Origin of the sequence: Desulfotignum phosphitoxidans DSM 13687, from assembly GCF_000350545.1 — a bacterium.
GTDB classification, from domain to species: domain Bacteria; phylum Desulfobacterota; class Desulfobacteria; order Desulfobacterales; family Desulfobacteraceae; genus Desulfotignum; species Desulfotignum phosphitoxidans.
Window position 1 is genome coordinate 64,888 of sequence record NZ_APJX01000013.1, and the last position, 15,865, is coordinate 80,752.

A 15,865-nucleotide genomic window follows, 5' to 3' on the forward strand; every position below is an offset into this window, starting at 1 on the left:
TATATGCTGACAGCTCAAAATAAGGGTATAAATGGATTACATTTTCGGAGGAAACACATGAGATTCAATCGAATCATCACCCGCAGAAAAAAGAAAGCTTCCCAGGATCTTCCATTCGAGCGGACATTCAAAGACGGCGAATCGTATCAAAGATATCATGAAGTACTCGTAAACAATGCCAACAAAACCGCCCAACTGCTCCGGGGCAACCATGGGGGCGGGTTTCCCTGTCCTGATGATATATGTGAGGGGTCGCAACTATCTGAAAATCTGTAAGTAACAATCCCGGCGCGTTTGTGGGGCTGGAAAAGGCAAATCCTGCTGAATGTGTTTTTACATCTTTTCACCTGGAAATTACATCAACATCGCTTACCTGTCTGAGTCTGTTTCTCTTGGCTCCTGGGGCGGGTCTTCGGTAATATCCGACTTGATCGTTGAAAATTCGCAGGATACAGGTGAAATTGCAGAGCTTGTCATGCTTTTCCCCAAAGCCTTGTATGATGTCGAACAGCGCAGGAAGAATCGGGTGCCTGAATATCTGCCGGTTTTGCAGTACAGGAATCGAACCCATGAAATACTGCAGGAAGACAGCCTGACAAACAAGACATATCAACTGTCTGGAATCGAGGTTGAAAGAGATCAGGATCATCCGCAACTGGTAAGGCTCAAACGGGTCAATCCTGAAAATATTGACAACCCCTATATTTTTGAAGCTGAAGTGATCGATGGCTCAGGCAATGAATTTGAACCGACCCGGGAGCTGTCTGAAGAATCAAACGGTGTGTTGATCAAACAGTATTTCGCCATCTTTACCTATAAATTCAAGACCCCTGTTAAACCCCGTCAAAAAAGGTGGATTAGAATCGAATTTTCCACTGAAAAAGCGGCAATATACCATCCTGCCAGAATCAGGGGGCGTATTTTGTGGCTGCTGGACACGCTGAAATACAATTTTCATTTAATGGGCCCATTGGATGTATTGAATATTTTTCTGGAACGGATTGCCCTAACAAAATACAACAATGACAGAGAGCTTTCTGCTGCCAACAATCATGCAAAAAAAAGAAACGAATTGCTGCTGTTCCGTAAGGCGATCCATGAAATTGAAGAAAAAATCATTTCATGGATCAATAAAAGCCAGACAACATATCACGACATCACGATACATGTTTTCCCCCTGAAATTCAGGACGTTGCAAAGTATCTATTCTGTTGGAAAGATCCGTCCCAGAGGGGTGATGCCCAATTATCTGCCGTTGGAAAACAACGGTGTCAAATCAAAACCCTCATGGAAAAGGCGTGTTTACGACTGGCATGCAGAAAACATCCATGACCGGACACACGACACATTCAGCCTTTTTATCACAGGCCACTACACAAACCGGGCATTGAAAGGTGTTTTGCTGTTTATGGCGATATGGTTTGTTTTCGGCGTCATTTTACCCAGTTTTATTTCTCATGGGTTGGCATGGATTGGAAATGATACGATTGCCGCTGTCATTCAGTGGTATCAAAAAGTAACCAAATGGATTTTCATTGAATATCCCTGGATCGGTTTCTTGTCCTCCATTTTTATCGGTGTCTATTATAATCAAATTACAGATTTCTTCAGAAAATCAAAGGGGTGGCTGAAAATATCATAAACCCTGGCAATCGGAGATCAACCGCCATTTTTTCGATCATGGATTTCACCTTATCCATTTATAAAACCCTCCTTCAAACTTTTTTGGAGAAGGGTTATGAATTCCAGCCCTTTGCCGGGTTCATACAGGCTCCGGCCGGCCGGGTCATCATCCTGCGCCACGACGTGGACCGGCGCCCGGGCAATGCCCTGAAAACCGCCCGGCTGGAGCATGATCTGGGCATCCCTGCATCCTACTATTTCAGGGCTGTGACGGAAAGCTGGGATGAGGCGATTATTCGGAAGATCGCCGGCCTGGGCCATGAGATCGGGTATCATTATGAAAATCTGTCTGCCTGCAAGGGTGATGAAGGCTGTGCCTGGGAGGATTTTCAGGCCAACCTGGCCAAGCTGCGGGAGCTTTCGCCCGTGACCACCATCTGCATGCACGGCAGTCCCCTGTCCCGCATCAACAACCTGGACCTGTGGCAGACCCGTGATTACAAGGCCCTGGGCATTGTGGGCGAACCTTATCTGGATGTGGATTTTACACAGGTGTTTTACCTGACCGATACCGGACGAAGATGGAACCATGCCGGGGCCAGCATCCGGGACCGGGTGGATTCCGGGTTTGATATCCGGGTGAACAGCACCGGGCATCTGATGGAGCTGGCAAGGGAGGGGCGGCTGCCGGAGCAGGTGATGATCAATACGCATCCCCAGCGGTGGGAGGATCGGGTGGGGCACTGGGTGTGGGAGCTGGTGTGGCAGAATGTGAAGAACGCAGTGAAATGGGGTGGGGTCAGGCTGGGGGTGTTGGCTAATTGAGCGGGGGTGGGGGTCAGGCTTTCCTTATTGTCGTTATTGCAAAGGGCGCAATAATGACAATAAGAAAAGCCCGACCCCTTGAACCCCTTGAAAGGAAAGGATGAGACTGACGGGATTCAGGCTGGTTGTTGTTGATTTTGTGTTGTTGACGGTGGCGTTTTTTGCGGTGAACTGTTTCAAGCGCGGGTCGTTAGTGCTGCCGGATGGGTATGGGCTGCTGCTGGTGCTGTTTTACGGTGCCTGGGTGGTGTCGGGCCTGGCCGGGAAAAAGTTTGTGCCGGCGGAGTATTGGACGTTTCGGGTCGGGGCCCGGACCGTGGTCAAGTCGGCCCTGTACCTGGTGTTTACCATTGCGTTCGTGGTGGTGATGTTCGGGCTGAGCCGGTATTCGCGGGTGCATGTGTTTGCCACCTGCGGGGTGATGCTGGGGCTGGAGCTGCTGGTGTGGGGGGCGGCGGCGCGGTATGTGACCTTGCCGGATGCCGGGGCGGACGATCCGGAAGCAGAAGATGATCCTGATGCGGGGACCAGGGAGAGGCCCCGGTTTTCTTTGAAATTTGCCCTGGTGGACCTGGGGCTGTTTTTTGCGGCGTTTTTTGCCGTGAATGTCATGAAGCGGGGCACGGTTGTCCCGCCTGACGGGTATGAACAGCTCATGCTGATGCTGTTGGCCCTGGGGGTAGCGGCGGCGGTTGCCACGCGCAAGTATGATGTGATCCAGCACAGGAACCTGTATTTTGCCCTGTGGCAGTGGGTCAAGGCCGGGTTGCTGCTCATGGCCGGTGCCGGGGTGATGGTGTTCGGGCTGCGCTGGTTTCAGTATTCCCGGTTCCAGGGATTCGGCACGGTGGTGGTGCTGATGGTGCTGGAGGCGGTGGTCCTGGTGGTGTATTTCAGTGTGCGAAAGGACCGGAAGGCAAAAGGCGATATCGAGTCGGTGGACCAGGTGCGGCAGATGCTGACCCAGGAGCGGTATGACCTGAACGTGGATATCGAGACGGTGCGGCAGCGGCTGATGCGGCCGGCCATCTACAAGCTGGAACGCAGTCTGCAGACCGATGAGCAGAAGTTTCTGGCGTTTCTCAGAAAACATGTGGACCTGGATGACATCCTGTATGTGGAAACCCAGGTGGAGCGCAACAGCAACTGTTTCGAACTCAGGGACGATTACCTGATGCTGCGGCTGTTTGTGGGGCTGCGCAAGCTCAACGACTGCCGGCGGCTGAATGTGCATTTTCTGTCGCTGCACCAGATGCTCTTGCCCGGGGGGTATTTTGCCGGGTATGCCCACACCATCAAGACCCATCATGAGTGGATTTACGCAAAGTTTCCCCGGCCTGTGGCCCACGGGGTGTATGCCCTGGATTTTCTGTTCCACCGGGTGTGCCCGAAGCTGCCCTGGATCCAGAAGGTGTATTTTGCCGTGACCAAGGGAAGAAACCGGATCATCTCCCGGGCCGAGCTGTTAGGAAGGCTGTGTTTCTGCGGGTTTGATATCGTGGACACAAAGGAAATGGATAAAAAGTTTTACTTTATCGCCCGCAAGGTCAAGACCGCGTCCATGGACAACAGCCCCACCTACGGCCCGCTGGTGGCGCTCAAGCGCTCCGGGCTGGAGGGAAAAACGGTGCACACCTTCAAGTTCCGCACCATGCACCCGTATTCCGAATATCTGCAGGCGTACATGTATGACCGGTACGGGCTGCAAAAGGGCGGCAAGATCGAGAACGACTTCCGCCTGACCACCTGGGGCAAGGTGATGCGCAAGCTGTGGCTGGACGAGCTGCCCATGCTGTACAACTGGGTGAAAGGCGATTTCGGCCTGGTGGGGGTGCGGCCGTTGAGCTACCAGTACCTGAGCCTGTACGACGACGATCTCCAGGAGTTGCGAAAGAAGGTGCGGCCCGGGCTGGTGCCGCCGTTCTACGCCGACCTGCCCGAGACGTTCGAGGAGATCTGCGAGTCGGAACGGCGCTACATCCGGTCGTTTCTGGCCCGCCCGGTCCGAACCCAGATCCGCTACTTCACCAAATCCTTTGTCAACATCGCCTTCAAAGGCGCCCGGAGTAAATAGTGGTGGGGTCAGGCTTGGCTTGTTGGCTTATTGGGGCTCCATGCCATCTCCATTACAGACACCGTGCAATAAGCCAATAAGCCAAGCCTGACCCCATTTTGGGTTGCAAATATTTATCGGCGGGGGTATTGTTGTGTCATGGAATTTACAGGATCTCTTCACCGGGGATAAAAGTTTGTAAAAGATCAGCATAAAGGAGGCGGGAATGGAAGCTTCTGAAAATGTAATTAACATCAATTCAGTTATCGAAAGTGATCTGAAACAACTGATTGAACAAATTGAAAAAACAGGCAAATCGATTTTGATTGTCCGTGGCGACAAACCAATTGTTAAAATTATTCCTCAGAAGAAAACCGATCCTCTTGAAACAGATCCGATGCTGGAAGGGGCTTGTTTTGTCGGCGATCCCACTGAGACTCTCCCTGATTCCGACTGGCCGGAAGAATTAAGATGATTTTACTTGATACACATACGGCTGTGTGGCTGGCTTCCGATCAGAGCAAGTTGTCTGTGGATGCGAAAAAAGCACTATCCCTCCATGCGGATAATTTGCATATATCCGTCGTTTCAGCCTGGGAAATATCGATGCTTTACAGGAGAAACAGGCTTCGTTTGCCAATTGAACCTGAGATGTATCTGGATCGCATGATAAAACAGCATGCATTAAATGAAGTTCCTTTGTCTCGCCATATTGCACAATTATCCGTACGTTTGCCGGAAATTCACAACGATCCTTTTGACAGAATCCTCATTGCCATGTGTCAGGCCAATGAATGGACCTTGATATCCAAAGACAGTGTGATTGTTAAATATCCTGATATCCGTGTTGTCTGGTAGAATTCCGCAGAACAGGTCTTGAAGCCGCGGTTCAGGATGGGATCAATGCATCCTGAACTGCTTGATGAAATACAGATGGGTAGCAGGGTCTGACCCCGCGGCTCCGAAGATTGCCGGGCCTGGGAGGATTTTCAGGCCAAACTGGCAAAGCTGAGGGAGCTTTCGCCCGTGACCTTCATCTGCATGCACGGCAGCCCCCTGTCCCGCATCAACAACCTGGACCTGTGGCAGACCCGTGATTACAAGGCCCTGGGCATTGTGGGCGAACCCTACCTGGATGTGGATTTTACACAGGTGTTTTACCTGACCGATACCGGGCGAAGGTGGAACCATGCCGGGGCCAGCATCCGGGACCGGGTGGATTCCGGGTTTGATATCCGGGTGAACAGCACCGGGCATTTGATGGAGCTGGCCCGGGAGGGGCGGCTGCCGGATCGGGTGATGATCAATACGCATCCCCAGCGGTGGGAGGATCGCGTGGTGCCTTGGGTGAAGGAGCTGGTGTGGCAGAATGTGAAGAACGGGGTGAAATGGGGTGGGGTCAGGCTTGGCTTGTTGGCTTATTGAGACTTTGAGAGTCATCAAATCGATGGCGTTACCGTCAAGGTTTACAGACCGGAAAAAACACTGGCAGACTGTTTTAAGTATGAAATTTGGAGGGCAGATTAAGCAGCGGCGTTCTTATGGAAACACAACTTGTTGAGCATAAAAAATCATTTGGCAAAGAGGTGATTATTTCTCTTGTGGCCCTTGCCAACACCGATGGTGGGTCCGTGATTGTTGGTGTTGATGATGACGGCAACCCCTGTGGTTTGGAGGTTGGCCCCGAAACGGTCCAACGCTGCTTGAACGAGATCAAGGTTGCCACCTATCCCCAGCTTGTACCCAAGGCCCGGGTTGCGCAAAAAGATGGCAGACAAATTGTGATTTTTGAAATTCCCGAGTTTCCGGTCAAGCCGGTTGCATACAAAGGTCGTTATTATAAGCGGGTACATAACAGCAACCATCTTTTGTCCCTGGATGAAATAGTGGACTTACAGCAGCAGGCCTTGTCTCTATCCTTCGATGCCTATCCTTCACAGGTTTCCCTGGCCGATCTGGATACTGAGCTGATACAGCGGTTTTTCAACCGAGTGAATAGCAGGGGGAGAGTCGCCCTTGCCGATGATCCGCAGACCAATCTTGTTAAACTGAAATTCATTCGAGATGGGAAAATCACCTTTGCTGCGGAGTTGCTCTTCGGGGTGCCGGACTGTGCCATCCGCATCGGCCGTTTCAAGTCGGAAGCGACTATTATTGATGATAATGTCGTCCGGGGCCCATTGCTGTCGGCCGTCGAGGAGGCGCTGACGTTTATCAAGAAACATGTCAATCTTTCCTATCACTTTGATGGCAGCCTTGAGCGCAGGGAGCGCTGGCAGTATCCCATGGAAGCACTTCGGGAGCTTTTGCTGAATGCTGTGGTGCACCGGGATTACAAGAGCCCTTCCGATATTGTGATCAAAGTTTTCGATGACCGCATTGTTTTTACTAATCCGGGAAAGCTCTATGGCAAGTTGCGGATCGAGGATTTGCAGCGCAATGACTATGTGTCCTCTATAAGGAATCGACTGCTGGCCGAAGCCTTTTTTCTGATGGGTGATATCGAGCGCTATGGCACGGGATTTGTGCGCATTCGGGAGGCGTTGAGTTCTTACACGGAAATTGGGTTCAAGATTGAGGAGATCGGAGATTTTTTTAAGGCTGAGCTGTTTCAGATTGGATCGACGACCTCTCCGATTACCCCCCATGATACCCCCCATGTTACCCCTCATGTTACCCCTCATGTTGAGAAATTATTGCTGTGTTGTGAAAAACCGGCAGGGCGCGAACAGTTGCAGGAGGAACTTGGAATAAGAGACAGAAAATATTTTTATAAAACCTTTTTGAAGCCGGCCCTGAAAACGGGGCTGCTTGCATTGACCATTCCCGAGAAACCCAGAAGTAAGTTGCAAAAATACCAGCTGACCGAGGCTGGTCGGCGATGGTTGGCTGCCAGAGGGTGATAGGGGCCTGCTTTATTGTCGAATTCATGCAGGCTCCGGCCAACCGGGTCATCATCCTGCGCCACGACGTGGACCGGCGTCCGGGCCCCTGAAAACCGCCCGGCTGGAGCATGATCTGGGCATCCCGGCATCCTGTTATTTCCGGGCCGTGCCGGAAAGCTGGGATGAGGCCGGGGTCAGGCTTGGCTTGCGTGTGACCTTGGGTTATTGGCTTATTGAGGATGGAGTAAACGGGGGTGGGGTCAGTCTTGCGTTATTGCGTTTTTGAGAAAGGGCCCTCAAAAACGCAATAACACAAGGCTGACCCCGTGCTCTTCTGACTTTGCTTGATAAAGGGAAAGATGACACGATTCAGGCTGATTGCCGTTGATTTTTTGTTGATGACCCTGGCGTTTTTGCTGGTGAACCAGGCCAAGCGGGTGGCGCCCAAGCTGCCCGGGGTCCAGAAGGTGTATTTCGCGATCACCAAAGGCCACAACCGGGCCATCTCCCGGGCCGAGGTGCTGGGAAGCCGACCTGCCCGAGACCTTCGAAGAAATCTGCGAGTCGGATCCAAATAGCGGGGTCACAGTTTAAGAATATGGATGATGTTCCAAATAGTCCTCAACAATAAATTCCAGGCGTTCAATTAGATATAACGGCAGTGAAATTAATGGATAGTTTACATCCTTGCGCTCTTTACCGATATTAATAACTGTCTTTATTTGATGAACAGATGGTAAGGATGAATCAAACCGAATAGCAAATGGTGCTTTTTTTTGTCCCATAAACTGGTGCAAAGACTTTAATTTTCCAGTAGGTCCTGCTTTTACCTCTATGGGAATTATGCTGCCTGCAATCCCGATAACAAAATCTAATTCTGCATTGGATGAGCGGCCCTCACGCAACCAGTATGTTAAGTCCCTGTTTGGAGAATCTGCAAGCAGATGCTGCAAGTGCTGCCCTATAAACTGTTCGGCAATGGCACCTTCATTGATCAATTTTATATCATCCATTTGAGAGACTATGTGCCAGTTCAAACCGCAAACGGCATTCATCAAACCGACATCGAGAAAAAGGGTTTTATACACTTTTTCTTCAAGATCAGCCTGCAGGGGAAGGCCTGAGCAATGGCTGTCTGCAAAAACTGCTATTGCTTCGGGCATGCCTCCAATATAATAATAGGAACGTAATAAACTTGATAAACGATTGTGTACAATTTCACCAATTTTTTGATCCGGGGTATAGTGCATGATAAAGGAATGATCACTTAAGACAAACTCAAGCAGAGAGCCTGCGCATATCACCGGAATTTCCGGTTTGTCTTCATAAAAATAACGTAATGCAGCAATTGCCTCGGGAACAGCCTGGATTTCATCCAGGAAAAGGAGTGCATTTTTATTGATTTCTCCCATGTTTGGTAAAAATTCAAGCTGCTGAATAATTTCAATTGGATCTTTACCTGAAAATATCGGTGCTAATTCAGGATAACGTTCTAAATTGATATTCAGCAACGTTTCTTTATTGTTTCTGGCAATCCCAATTATTGTTTTATGGGTGTCTTTTGGTGTTGTTATTATTATTTTATCGGTATGTTTCTTCAGAATCCCGGGCCTGCGTTATTGTAGTTATTGGGGTATTGGGTATTGGGCGCGTATGGGTTGCAAATATCTTTATGCGGTGGTGGGGTCAGTCTTGCGTTATTGCGTTTTTGAGAAAGGGCCCTCAAAAACACAATAACACAAGGCTGACCCCGTGAAGACTGACCCCGGCTGACCCACATATGAGTTGCAAATATCTGCCGGCAGGGGTATTATTTGTAATGGATTTGAAAAAAGAGCGGGTGAGGTGACAAGATGGTGACTGTTGATAAAAAACATGTTTCTACGTTGCTGCTTGTGGAAGCATACTCGGAGAAGCATAAGACAGAAGAAAAAGTGGCATTTTTTCATAAAAAATATAATAAAAATTTTGATGAATTTGAAAAAATGATGCGCGCCGATGAAGAAAATTTTACCCAATATGATGATTATATGGAGTGGAAAGCCTATAGACGGTACCTGGACAATATAGATCTTCGGATCAAAGATCTTAGAAATGGAAGTATTCAGTTTACTTGATTCCTCTCCCATCGTTCTGACATACAGAATTGTCGATTTCAAGTATTGGGAAACCGGCTCGTATGTCAAAATGCAAATTGTGCTCATAGATAACAGTGTCTTACATGTCCGCGAATATAATGATGAATTCGAACGAAATTATTCTTTTCACTGGCAGAACTCCCAGGGCGCATTTTTGATGCGATGGGATAATGCACCTCATCATAGACATTTGAAAACATATCCGAACCATATGCACAGAAATGACCTCATTGAAGAAAGTGACGTCATTACGCTCAAAGACGTATTGAAATATATAACATCCTGTATTTGATTTTGTGAAAAGGGGTGGGGTCAGGCTTGGCTTATTGGCTTATTGAGGATGAAGTAGGCTGACCCCGCTGACCCCGTGAAAGCGGCTGTCCCTGTGAACACCGAACATGAAGGGTTGTTGATGAAATATCGGGTTTTGTTGTTCTTGTATCTGGCGTTTCTGGTGGTGATGGTGGTGGTGCCCCTGGGCGGTTTGAATACCACCCTGTCAGATACTTTTTTGTTTCAACTGCGGCTGGATTATCTGGTTCATGCGGTGGTGTTTGCGCCGCTGGTGGTGCTGTGGCGGTTGAGCTTTACCCGCCATCCCCTGTGGATGATAATACTGACGGGCCTGGCCCTGGCTGTGGGGTTGGAGGGGATTCAATTTCTGCTGCCCTACCGGGCCTGGAATGTGAATGATGCGGTGGGCAATGCGGTGGGGGTGGTGATGGGATGTGCCCTGGTGGGTGGGGTCAGGCTTGGCTTGTTGGCTTATTGTAGGTGAAGTGGGCGGGGGTGGGGTCAGTAGGCGGTGGTGGGGTCAGTCTTGCGTTATTGCATTTTTGAGAAAAGGCCCTCAAAAACGCAATAACACAAGGCTGACCCCGGCTGACCCCTTGAAAGCGGCTGACCCCGGGCGATTACACTGACTGATTAAGGAAAAGATGACACGATTCAGGCTGATTGCGGTTGATTTTTTGTTGATGACGCTGGCGTTTTGGGTGGTGAATGGGGCCAAGCGGGGGACGCTGGAGCTGCCGGAGGGGTATGGGGTCCTGCTGGGATTGTTTTATGGGGCATGGGTGGTGTCCGGGGTGGTGGGCAAAAAATTTGTGCCCGGGGAATATGCCGGGGGCCGGGAAGGGGCCAGGACGCTGGTCAAATCGGCCCTGTATCTGGCCTTTACCATTGCGTTTGTGGTGGTGATGTTCGGGATGGTGAAATATTCCCGGGTTCAGGTGTTTGCGACGTGCGGGGTGCTGCTGGGGCTGGAGCTGCTGGTGTGGGGGGCCGCCGTGCGGTTCGGGGGCGTGCTGCAAGGGACAAAGACCGGGGAGGACGAATCCGGCGATGAGGTGCCGGCCGTGCAGGACCGGTTTTCGGTCAAGTTTGCCCTGGTGGATCTGGGGTTGTTTTTTGCCGCGTTTTTTGCCGTGAACTACATGAAGCGGGGGCATTTTGATCTGGTGGCCGGGTATGAACAGCTCATGGTGATGCAGCTGATGCTGGGGGCGGGGGCTGCCTTTGCCACGCAGAAATATTATGTGATCCGGCACAGGAACTTTTATTTTGCCCTGTGGCAGTGGCTCAAGGCCGGGTTTCTGCTCATGGCCGTCACGGGGGTGATGGTGTATGGGCTGCGGCTGTTTCACTACTCGCGGCTCCAGGGGTTCGGCACGGTGGCGCTGCTCATGGTGCTGGAGGCCGTGGCCCTCGGCGTGTATTTCAGTGCGCGCAAGGATCGCAAAAAGGAAGGCGATATCGAGTCCGTGGACCAGGTGCGGCAGGCTTTGGCCCAGGAGCCGTATGACCTGAATGTGGATATCGAGACCGTGCGCAAGCGGTTGATGCGGCCGGCCATCTATAAGCTGCAGCGCAGTTTTCAGCCGGATGAGCAGGCGTTTCTGGAGTTTCTTGAACAGCATGTGGATCTGACCGATATCCTGTATGTGGAAACCCAGGTGGAGCGCAGTGCCACGTTTTTTGCCCTGCATGATGATTATCTGATGCTGCGGCTGTTCATCGGGCTGCGCAAGCTCAATGACTGCCGCAGGCTGAATGTGCATTTTCTGTCCCTGCACCAGATGCTGCTGCCGGGCGGGTATTTTGCCGGGTATGCCCATACCGTCAAAACCCATTATGAGTGGATTTATTCCCGGTTTCCCCGGCCCATGGCCCATGCCGTCTATGCCCTGGATTTTCTGGTCCACCGGGTGGCGCCCAAGCTGCCCTGGGTCAAAAAGGTGTATTTTGCCGTCACCAAGGGAAAATACCGGGTCATCTCCCGGGCCGAGGTGCTGGGACGGTTGAGTTTTTGCGGGTTTGAGATCATTGCCACAAAAGTGATCGACAACCGGTTTTATTTTATCGTCCGCAAGGTCAAGACCCCGTCTGCGGACACCAGTCCCACCTATGGGCCGCTGGTGGCGCTCAAGCGGTCCGGGCTGGGGGGCAGGGCAGTGCACACCTACAAGTTCCGCACCATGTATCCTTATTCGGAATATCTCCAGCAGTACCTGTCTGACCTGCACGGGCTGGAAAAGGGCGGCAAGATCGAGAACGATTTCCGCAAGACCACCTGGGGAAAGGTGATGCGCAAGCTGTGGCTGGACGAGCTGCCCATGCTGTACAACTGGGTGAAAGGCGATTTTGCCCTGGTGGGGGTGCGTCCGTTGAGCTTCCAGTACCTGAGCGGGTATGACCCGGAGTTGCAGGAGCTGCGCAAAAAAGTGCGGCCCGGCCTGGTGCCCCCGTTCTACGCGGACCTGCCCGAAACGTTCGAGGAGATCTGCGACTCGGAACGGCGGTATATCAAGGCGTTTCTGGAGCGGCCGGTGAGAACCCAGATCCGGTATTTTGTTAAATCCTTTGTCAATATTGTTTTCAGGGGCGCAAGGAGTAAATAGTGGTGGGGTCAGGCTTGGCTTGTTGGCTTATTGCATAGGGCCGCAATAAGCCAACAAGCCAAGCCTGACCCCATTTTGGGTTGAAAATTTTTGTCGGCGGGGGTATCATCAGGGTCAGTGTCAGGGGGCAGTGAGGTGTTGGGCGTGATGAAGAATTATTGGAGGTGGCTTTGAAAAAAATGATTAAGATTGAAATATATCATGATGGTGAGTTTTATTGTGCCAGGTGTATTGATGACTTGGATATTTTCAGTCAGGGCAAAACGCTCGATGAAGTGGTTAAAAATATTAAAGAAGCGATAATTTTGTATTTTGAGGATGAGCCTTCAGATCTGGCCGGGTTTGATCGGAATCCTTCAATTTTTTCCATGATGGATTTAGGGGAAGTCCATGTCTGAAAAGATGCCGGTTGTATCCGGAAAAACGCTGATTCGTTTTCTGGAGTCCATCGGCTATGAAGTTGCAAGACAAAGAGGCAGCCATGTAAGACTTGTAAAATCGACAATGGCTGGAAATCATAAAATTACTATCCCCAATCATAATCCCGTTGCAAAAGGCACCTTGTCGGATATTTTGAGCAAAGTTTCTCTCTGGTGTCAGATCGATAAACAGCACCTGGCCGCAAGATTGAAAGAATTTTGAGTATGAAGTGTGGTGGGGTCAGGCTTGGCTTATTGGCTTATTGCACAGGGCCGCAATAAGCCAACAAGCCAAGCCTGACCCCATTTTGGGACCCCACTCTGGGAGGGCATATGGCCAGACGGGTAAGAATCCATTATCCCGGGGCGTGTTTTCATGTGATGCTCCGGGGGAACGCAAAGCAGGAGATTTTTCAAGGTCCCGGGGATATACGGCGGTTCGAGGAGATCCTTGGCGAGGGCGTGGCCCGTTATGGCGTATCGGTCTATGCCTACTGCTGGATGCCCAATCATGTGCATATGGCCGTGCAGGTGTCTGACATTCCGTTGTCAAAGATGATGCAGAGTCTCTCCCAGCGCTATACCGGCTGGGTCAATCACAAATACGAACGGGTGGGACATCTGTTCCAGGGGCGGTACAAGGCGGTCCTGGTGGCAAAGCTGGCATACCAGATGGAGCTGATCCGCTATATTCATCTCAACCCGGTGCGGGCCGGGCTGGTCAAGACACCAGAAGCGTATGGCAACAGCAGCCACCGGGAATATCTGGCGCCTGAGCAGGGCCGGACAGTATCCTGGCTGGACATTGATGCGGGCATGGCGCTGTTTGGGGGAGACCCGGCCGCAGCCGGACTCCGGTACCGGCATTTCATGGGAGAGCCTGTGGATGAGGATCGGCTGATGCAGCTGCGAACGGGGGTAGACACGGACAATGAGCCCAAGATCCGCACCCGGGAGGACACGATTGACATCGATCTGGAGACCCTGATCCGGCGGGTGGCCGATGAGATGGATGTGACTGAAGAGATGATTTCCGGTCCGGGCAGAAGCCGGAAAGCCTCCCATACCCGGGCCATGATCGCGATTCTGGCCATGGATCATACCGCCCACACCCTCTATAAAGTGGCGGCCCGCCTGAACCGGGATGTCTCCACGCTGAGCAAACAGGTGGCGCATCTCCGGGACCGAAGGCAAAAATTCGACAGACTGGATTCACAAATCAAACAATTGGTAAAAATAATCAAGTAGTGGGGCAAATAGTGGGGTCAGGCTTGGCTTATTGGCTTATTGCATGGGAGCCGCAATAAGCCAATAAGCCAAGCCTGACCCCATCTCCCCACCTCATCTGAGGAGAAATCATGACAGATCAGACACAGAAGAATTTTGCGCTCATCGGCGCGGCCGGGTATGTGGCACCCCGGCATATGCGGGCCATTGCCGACACTGGCAACCGCCTGGCGGCGGCGTTGGACCCCAATGATTCAGTGGGGGTGATTGACAGCTATTTTCCGGAGGCCGCGTTTTTCACGGAGTTTGAGCGGTTTGACCGGCATGCGGAAAAGCTGCGGCGAAAAGGAGGGGAGGCGGCCATCGATTATGTGAGCATCTGTTCGCCCAACTATCTGCACGATGCGCACATGCGGTTTGCGCTGCGCATCGGGGCGGATGCTATCTGCGAAAAACCACTGGTGCTAAACCCCTGGAACCTGGATGCCCTGGCCGAGCTCCAGGCGGAAAATGGGGCACGGGTGTGGAACATCCTGCAACTGCGGCTGCACCCGAGCATCATTGCGCTCAAGGAAAAGGTGGCGGCGGAGCTGGCGGAAAATCCGGACAAGATGTATGATATTGATTTGACCTATTTGACCTCCCGGGGCCGGTGGTATTTTGTGTCCTGGAAAGGGGATCAGGAAAAGTCCGGCGGGATCGCCACCAACATCGGAATCCATTTTTTCGATATGCTCATGTGGATCTTCGGGCCGGTGAAAACCAACATCGTGCACAAGTCTGAACCGGACACGGCGGCCGGGTATTTTGACCTGGCCCATGCCAGGGTGCGGTGGTTTTTGAGCGTGAACGCGGATTATCTGCCCAAAGAGGCTACGAGCAAGGGCATGCGCACCTTTCGGTCCATCCAGGTGGATGGCGAAGAGATCGAGTTCTCCAGCGGGTTCACGGATCTGCACACCTTGAGCTACCAGGAAGTCCTGGCCGGGAGGGGATTTCTTCTGGAAGAGGCGAGGCCGAGTCTGGAGACTGTGTACACCATCCGGAATGCGGAAGTGGCGGGGAAAACCGGTGAACACCACCCGTTCCTTTAACCGCTGACCCCAGACCAAGGAGAAGAAGATGACATTTATACATGATACCGCGATTGTGGACGAAGGTGCGGTGATCGGCGACGGATCCCGGGTGTGGCACTGGGTGCACATCTGCGGCGGGGCCGTGATCGGGGAAAATTGTTCGTTTGGCCAGAACGTGTTTGTGGGCAACAAGGTGGTCATCGGCCGCAATGTCAAGATCCAGAACAATGTGTCTGTGTATGACAATGTGGTGCTGGAGGATGATGTGTTCTGCGGGCCGTCCATGGTGTTCACCAATGTGTACAACCCCCGGTCGGCCGTGTCCAGAAAAGATGAATACCGCAGTACGCGGGTAGGGAAGGGCGCGACCCTGGGGGCCAACTGCACCATTGTGTGCGGCAATGACATCGGCGAGTATGCGTTTGTGGCGGCCGGGGCCGTGGTGAACCGGCCCGTGAAGCCTTATGCGTTGATGGCGGGGGTGCCGGCCCGGCAGGTGGGATGGATGAGCCGGTTCGGCGAGCAGCTGGACCTGCCGTTGACCGGCGATGGTGAGGCTGTCTGTCCCCACACGGGTGACCGGTATCAACTTAAGGGATCTGAAATTACTTTTGTTCCAAAAAAATAGCGAGACAATGACATTCTGCATTTGCAGCATTTAATAAATCATAGTAAACTCTAATTGCATTTAGGTAAACCCCCGGCTTTGCCGGGCGACT

At 51.8% G+C, this 15,865-nt stretch carries 19 protein-coding genes; 18 read left to right on the forward strand and 1 reads right to left on the reverse strand.

What is annotated here, in order from left to right; all coding sequences use genetic code 11:
• The first annotated feature begins 57 nt into the window (after window positions 1-57).
• The 9 genes from DPO_RS20905 to DPO_RS20945 all read left to right on the forward strand — a co-directional run bounded on the left by DPO_RS20905 (window position 58) and on the right by DPO_RS20945 (window position 7,964).
• Window positions 58-276: a hypothetical protein gene (locus DPO_RS20905; RefSeq protein ID WP_006968368.1), complete on the forward strand. Its 219-nt coding sequence runs from the start codon at window positions 58-60 to the stop codon at window positions 274-276.
• 199 nt (window positions 277-475) lie between these two features.
• On the forward strand, window positions 476-1,642 hold the full coding sequence (locus DPO_RS20910) for a hypothetical protein (protein ID WP_006968369.1): 1,167 nt from the start codon (window positions 476-478) through the stop codon (window positions 1,640-1,642).
• An 83-nt stretch (window positions 1,643-1,725) separates the two neighbouring features.
• Window positions 1,726-2,448, forward strand: coding sequence for a hypothetical protein (locus DPO_RS20915; RefSeq protein ID WP_236610014.1), 723 nt, complete (start codon window positions 1,726-1,728; stop codon window positions 2,446-2,448).
• Between the two features lie 100 nt (window positions 2,449-2,548).
• Window positions 2,549-4,522 (forward strand): sugar transferase, encoded by a 1,974-nt coding sequence (locus DPO_RS20920; RefSeq protein ID WP_006968371.1) that lies wholly within the window; start codon window positions 2,549-2,551, stop codon window positions 4,520-4,522.
• Between the two features lie 205 nt (window positions 4,523-4,727).
• Entirely contained in the window at window positions 4,728-4,976 is a 249-nt protein-coding gene (locus DPO_RS20925) for a hypothetical protein (protein WP_006968372.1), read from the forward strand.
• Window positions 4,973-5,359, forward strand: a complete 387-nt coding sequence (locus DPO_RS20930; RefSeq protein WP_006968373.1) for a type II toxin-antitoxin system VapC family toxin — start codon at window positions 4,973-4,975, stop codon at window positions 5,357-5,359. The genes DPO_RS20925 and DPO_RS20930 overlap by 4 nt, the downstream gene beginning before the upstream one ends.
• 168 nt (window positions 5,360-5,527) lie before the next feature.
• Complete coding sequence (locus DPO_RS20935) at window positions 5,528-5,926, forward strand: hypothetical protein (protein WP_006968374.1); 399 nt, start codon at window positions 5,528-5,530, stop codon at window positions 5,924-5,926.
• Window positions 5,927-6,042: 116 nt separating this feature from the next.
• A complete protein-coding gene (locus DPO_RS20940; RefSeq protein WP_006968375.1) occupies window positions 6,043-7,404 on the forward strand; it encodes an ATP-binding protein in 1,362 nt (453 codons plus the stop codon).
• A gap of 341 nt (window positions 7,405-7,745) precedes the next feature.
• Entirely contained in the window at window positions 7,746-7,964 is a 219-nt protein-coding gene (locus tag DPO_RS20945) for a hypothetical protein (protein ID WP_006968377.1), read from the forward strand.
• Window positions 7,965-7,976: 12 nt separating this feature from the next.
• Here DPO_RS20945 and DPO_RS20950 read toward each other — a convergent pair whose 3' ends face one another.
• Window positions 7,977-8,990, reverse strand: a complete 1,014-nt coding sequence (locus DPO_RS20950; RefSeq protein WP_083912113.1) for a DUF4143 domain-containing protein — start codon at window positions 8,988-8,990, stop codon at window positions 7,977-7,979.
• A gap of 249 nt (window positions 8,991-9,239) precedes the next feature.
• Here DPO_RS20950 and DPO_RS20955 point away from each other — a divergent pair, with 249 nt between their 5' ends.
• From DPO_RS20955 to DPO_RS20995, 9 genes are all read left to right on the forward strand, one after another.
• Window positions 9,240-9,503 (forward strand): hypothetical protein, encoded by a 264-nt coding sequence (locus DPO_RS20955; protein ID WP_006968379.1) that lies wholly within the window; start codon window positions 9,240-9,242, stop codon window positions 9,501-9,503.
• A 70-nt stretch (window positions 9,504-9,573) separates the two neighbouring features.
• Window positions 9,574-9,816 (forward strand): toxin-antitoxin system TumE family protein, encoded by a 243-nt coding sequence (locus DPO_RS26240; RefSeq protein ID WP_236610017.1) that lies wholly within the window; start codon window positions 9,574-9,576, stop codon window positions 9,814-9,816.
• 120 nt (window positions 9,817-9,936) lie between these two features.
• Entirely contained in the window at window positions 9,937-10,302 is a 366-nt protein-coding gene (locus DPO_RS20965; RefSeq protein ID WP_006968381.1) for a VanZ family protein, read from the forward strand.
• 160 nt (window positions 10,303-10,462) lie between these two features.
• A complete protein-coding gene (locus DPO_RS20970; protein ID WP_006968382.1) occupies window positions 10,463-12,424 on the forward strand; it encodes a sugar transferase in 1,962 nt (653 codons plus the stop codon).
• A gap of 179 nt (window positions 12,425-12,603) precedes the next feature.
• Window positions 12,604-12,822: a type II toxin-antitoxin system HicB family antitoxin gene (locus DPO_RS20975; protein WP_006968383.1), complete on the forward strand. Its 219-nt coding sequence runs from the start codon at window positions 12,604-12,606 to the stop codon at window positions 12,820-12,822.
• On the forward strand, window positions 12,815-13,066 hold the full coding sequence (locus DPO_RS20980) for a type II toxin-antitoxin system HicA family toxin (RefSeq protein WP_006968384.1): 252 nt from the start codon (window positions 12,815-12,817) through the stop codon (window positions 13,064-13,066). Before DPO_RS20975 ends, DPO_RS20980 begins: the two co-directional genes overlap by 8 nt.
• Window positions 13,067-13,176: 110 nt before the next feature.
• Window positions 13,177-14,091 (forward strand): transposase, encoded by a 915-nt coding sequence (locus tag DPO_RS20985; RefSeq protein WP_006968385.1) that lies wholly within the window; start codon window positions 13,177-13,179, stop codon window positions 14,089-14,091.
• Window positions 14,092-14,201: 110 nt separating this feature from the next.
• Window positions 14,202-15,164, forward strand: coding sequence for a Gfo/Idh/MocA family protein (locus DPO_RS20990; protein ID WP_006968386.1), 963 nt, complete (start codon window positions 14,202-14,204; stop codon window positions 15,162-15,164).
• Window positions 15,165-15,192: 28 nt separating this feature from the next.
• Entirely contained in the window at window positions 15,193-15,774 is a 582-nt protein-coding gene (locus DPO_RS20995; protein WP_006968387.1) for an acyltransferase, read from the forward strand.
• Window positions 15,775-15,865: the final 91 nt, after the last annotated feature.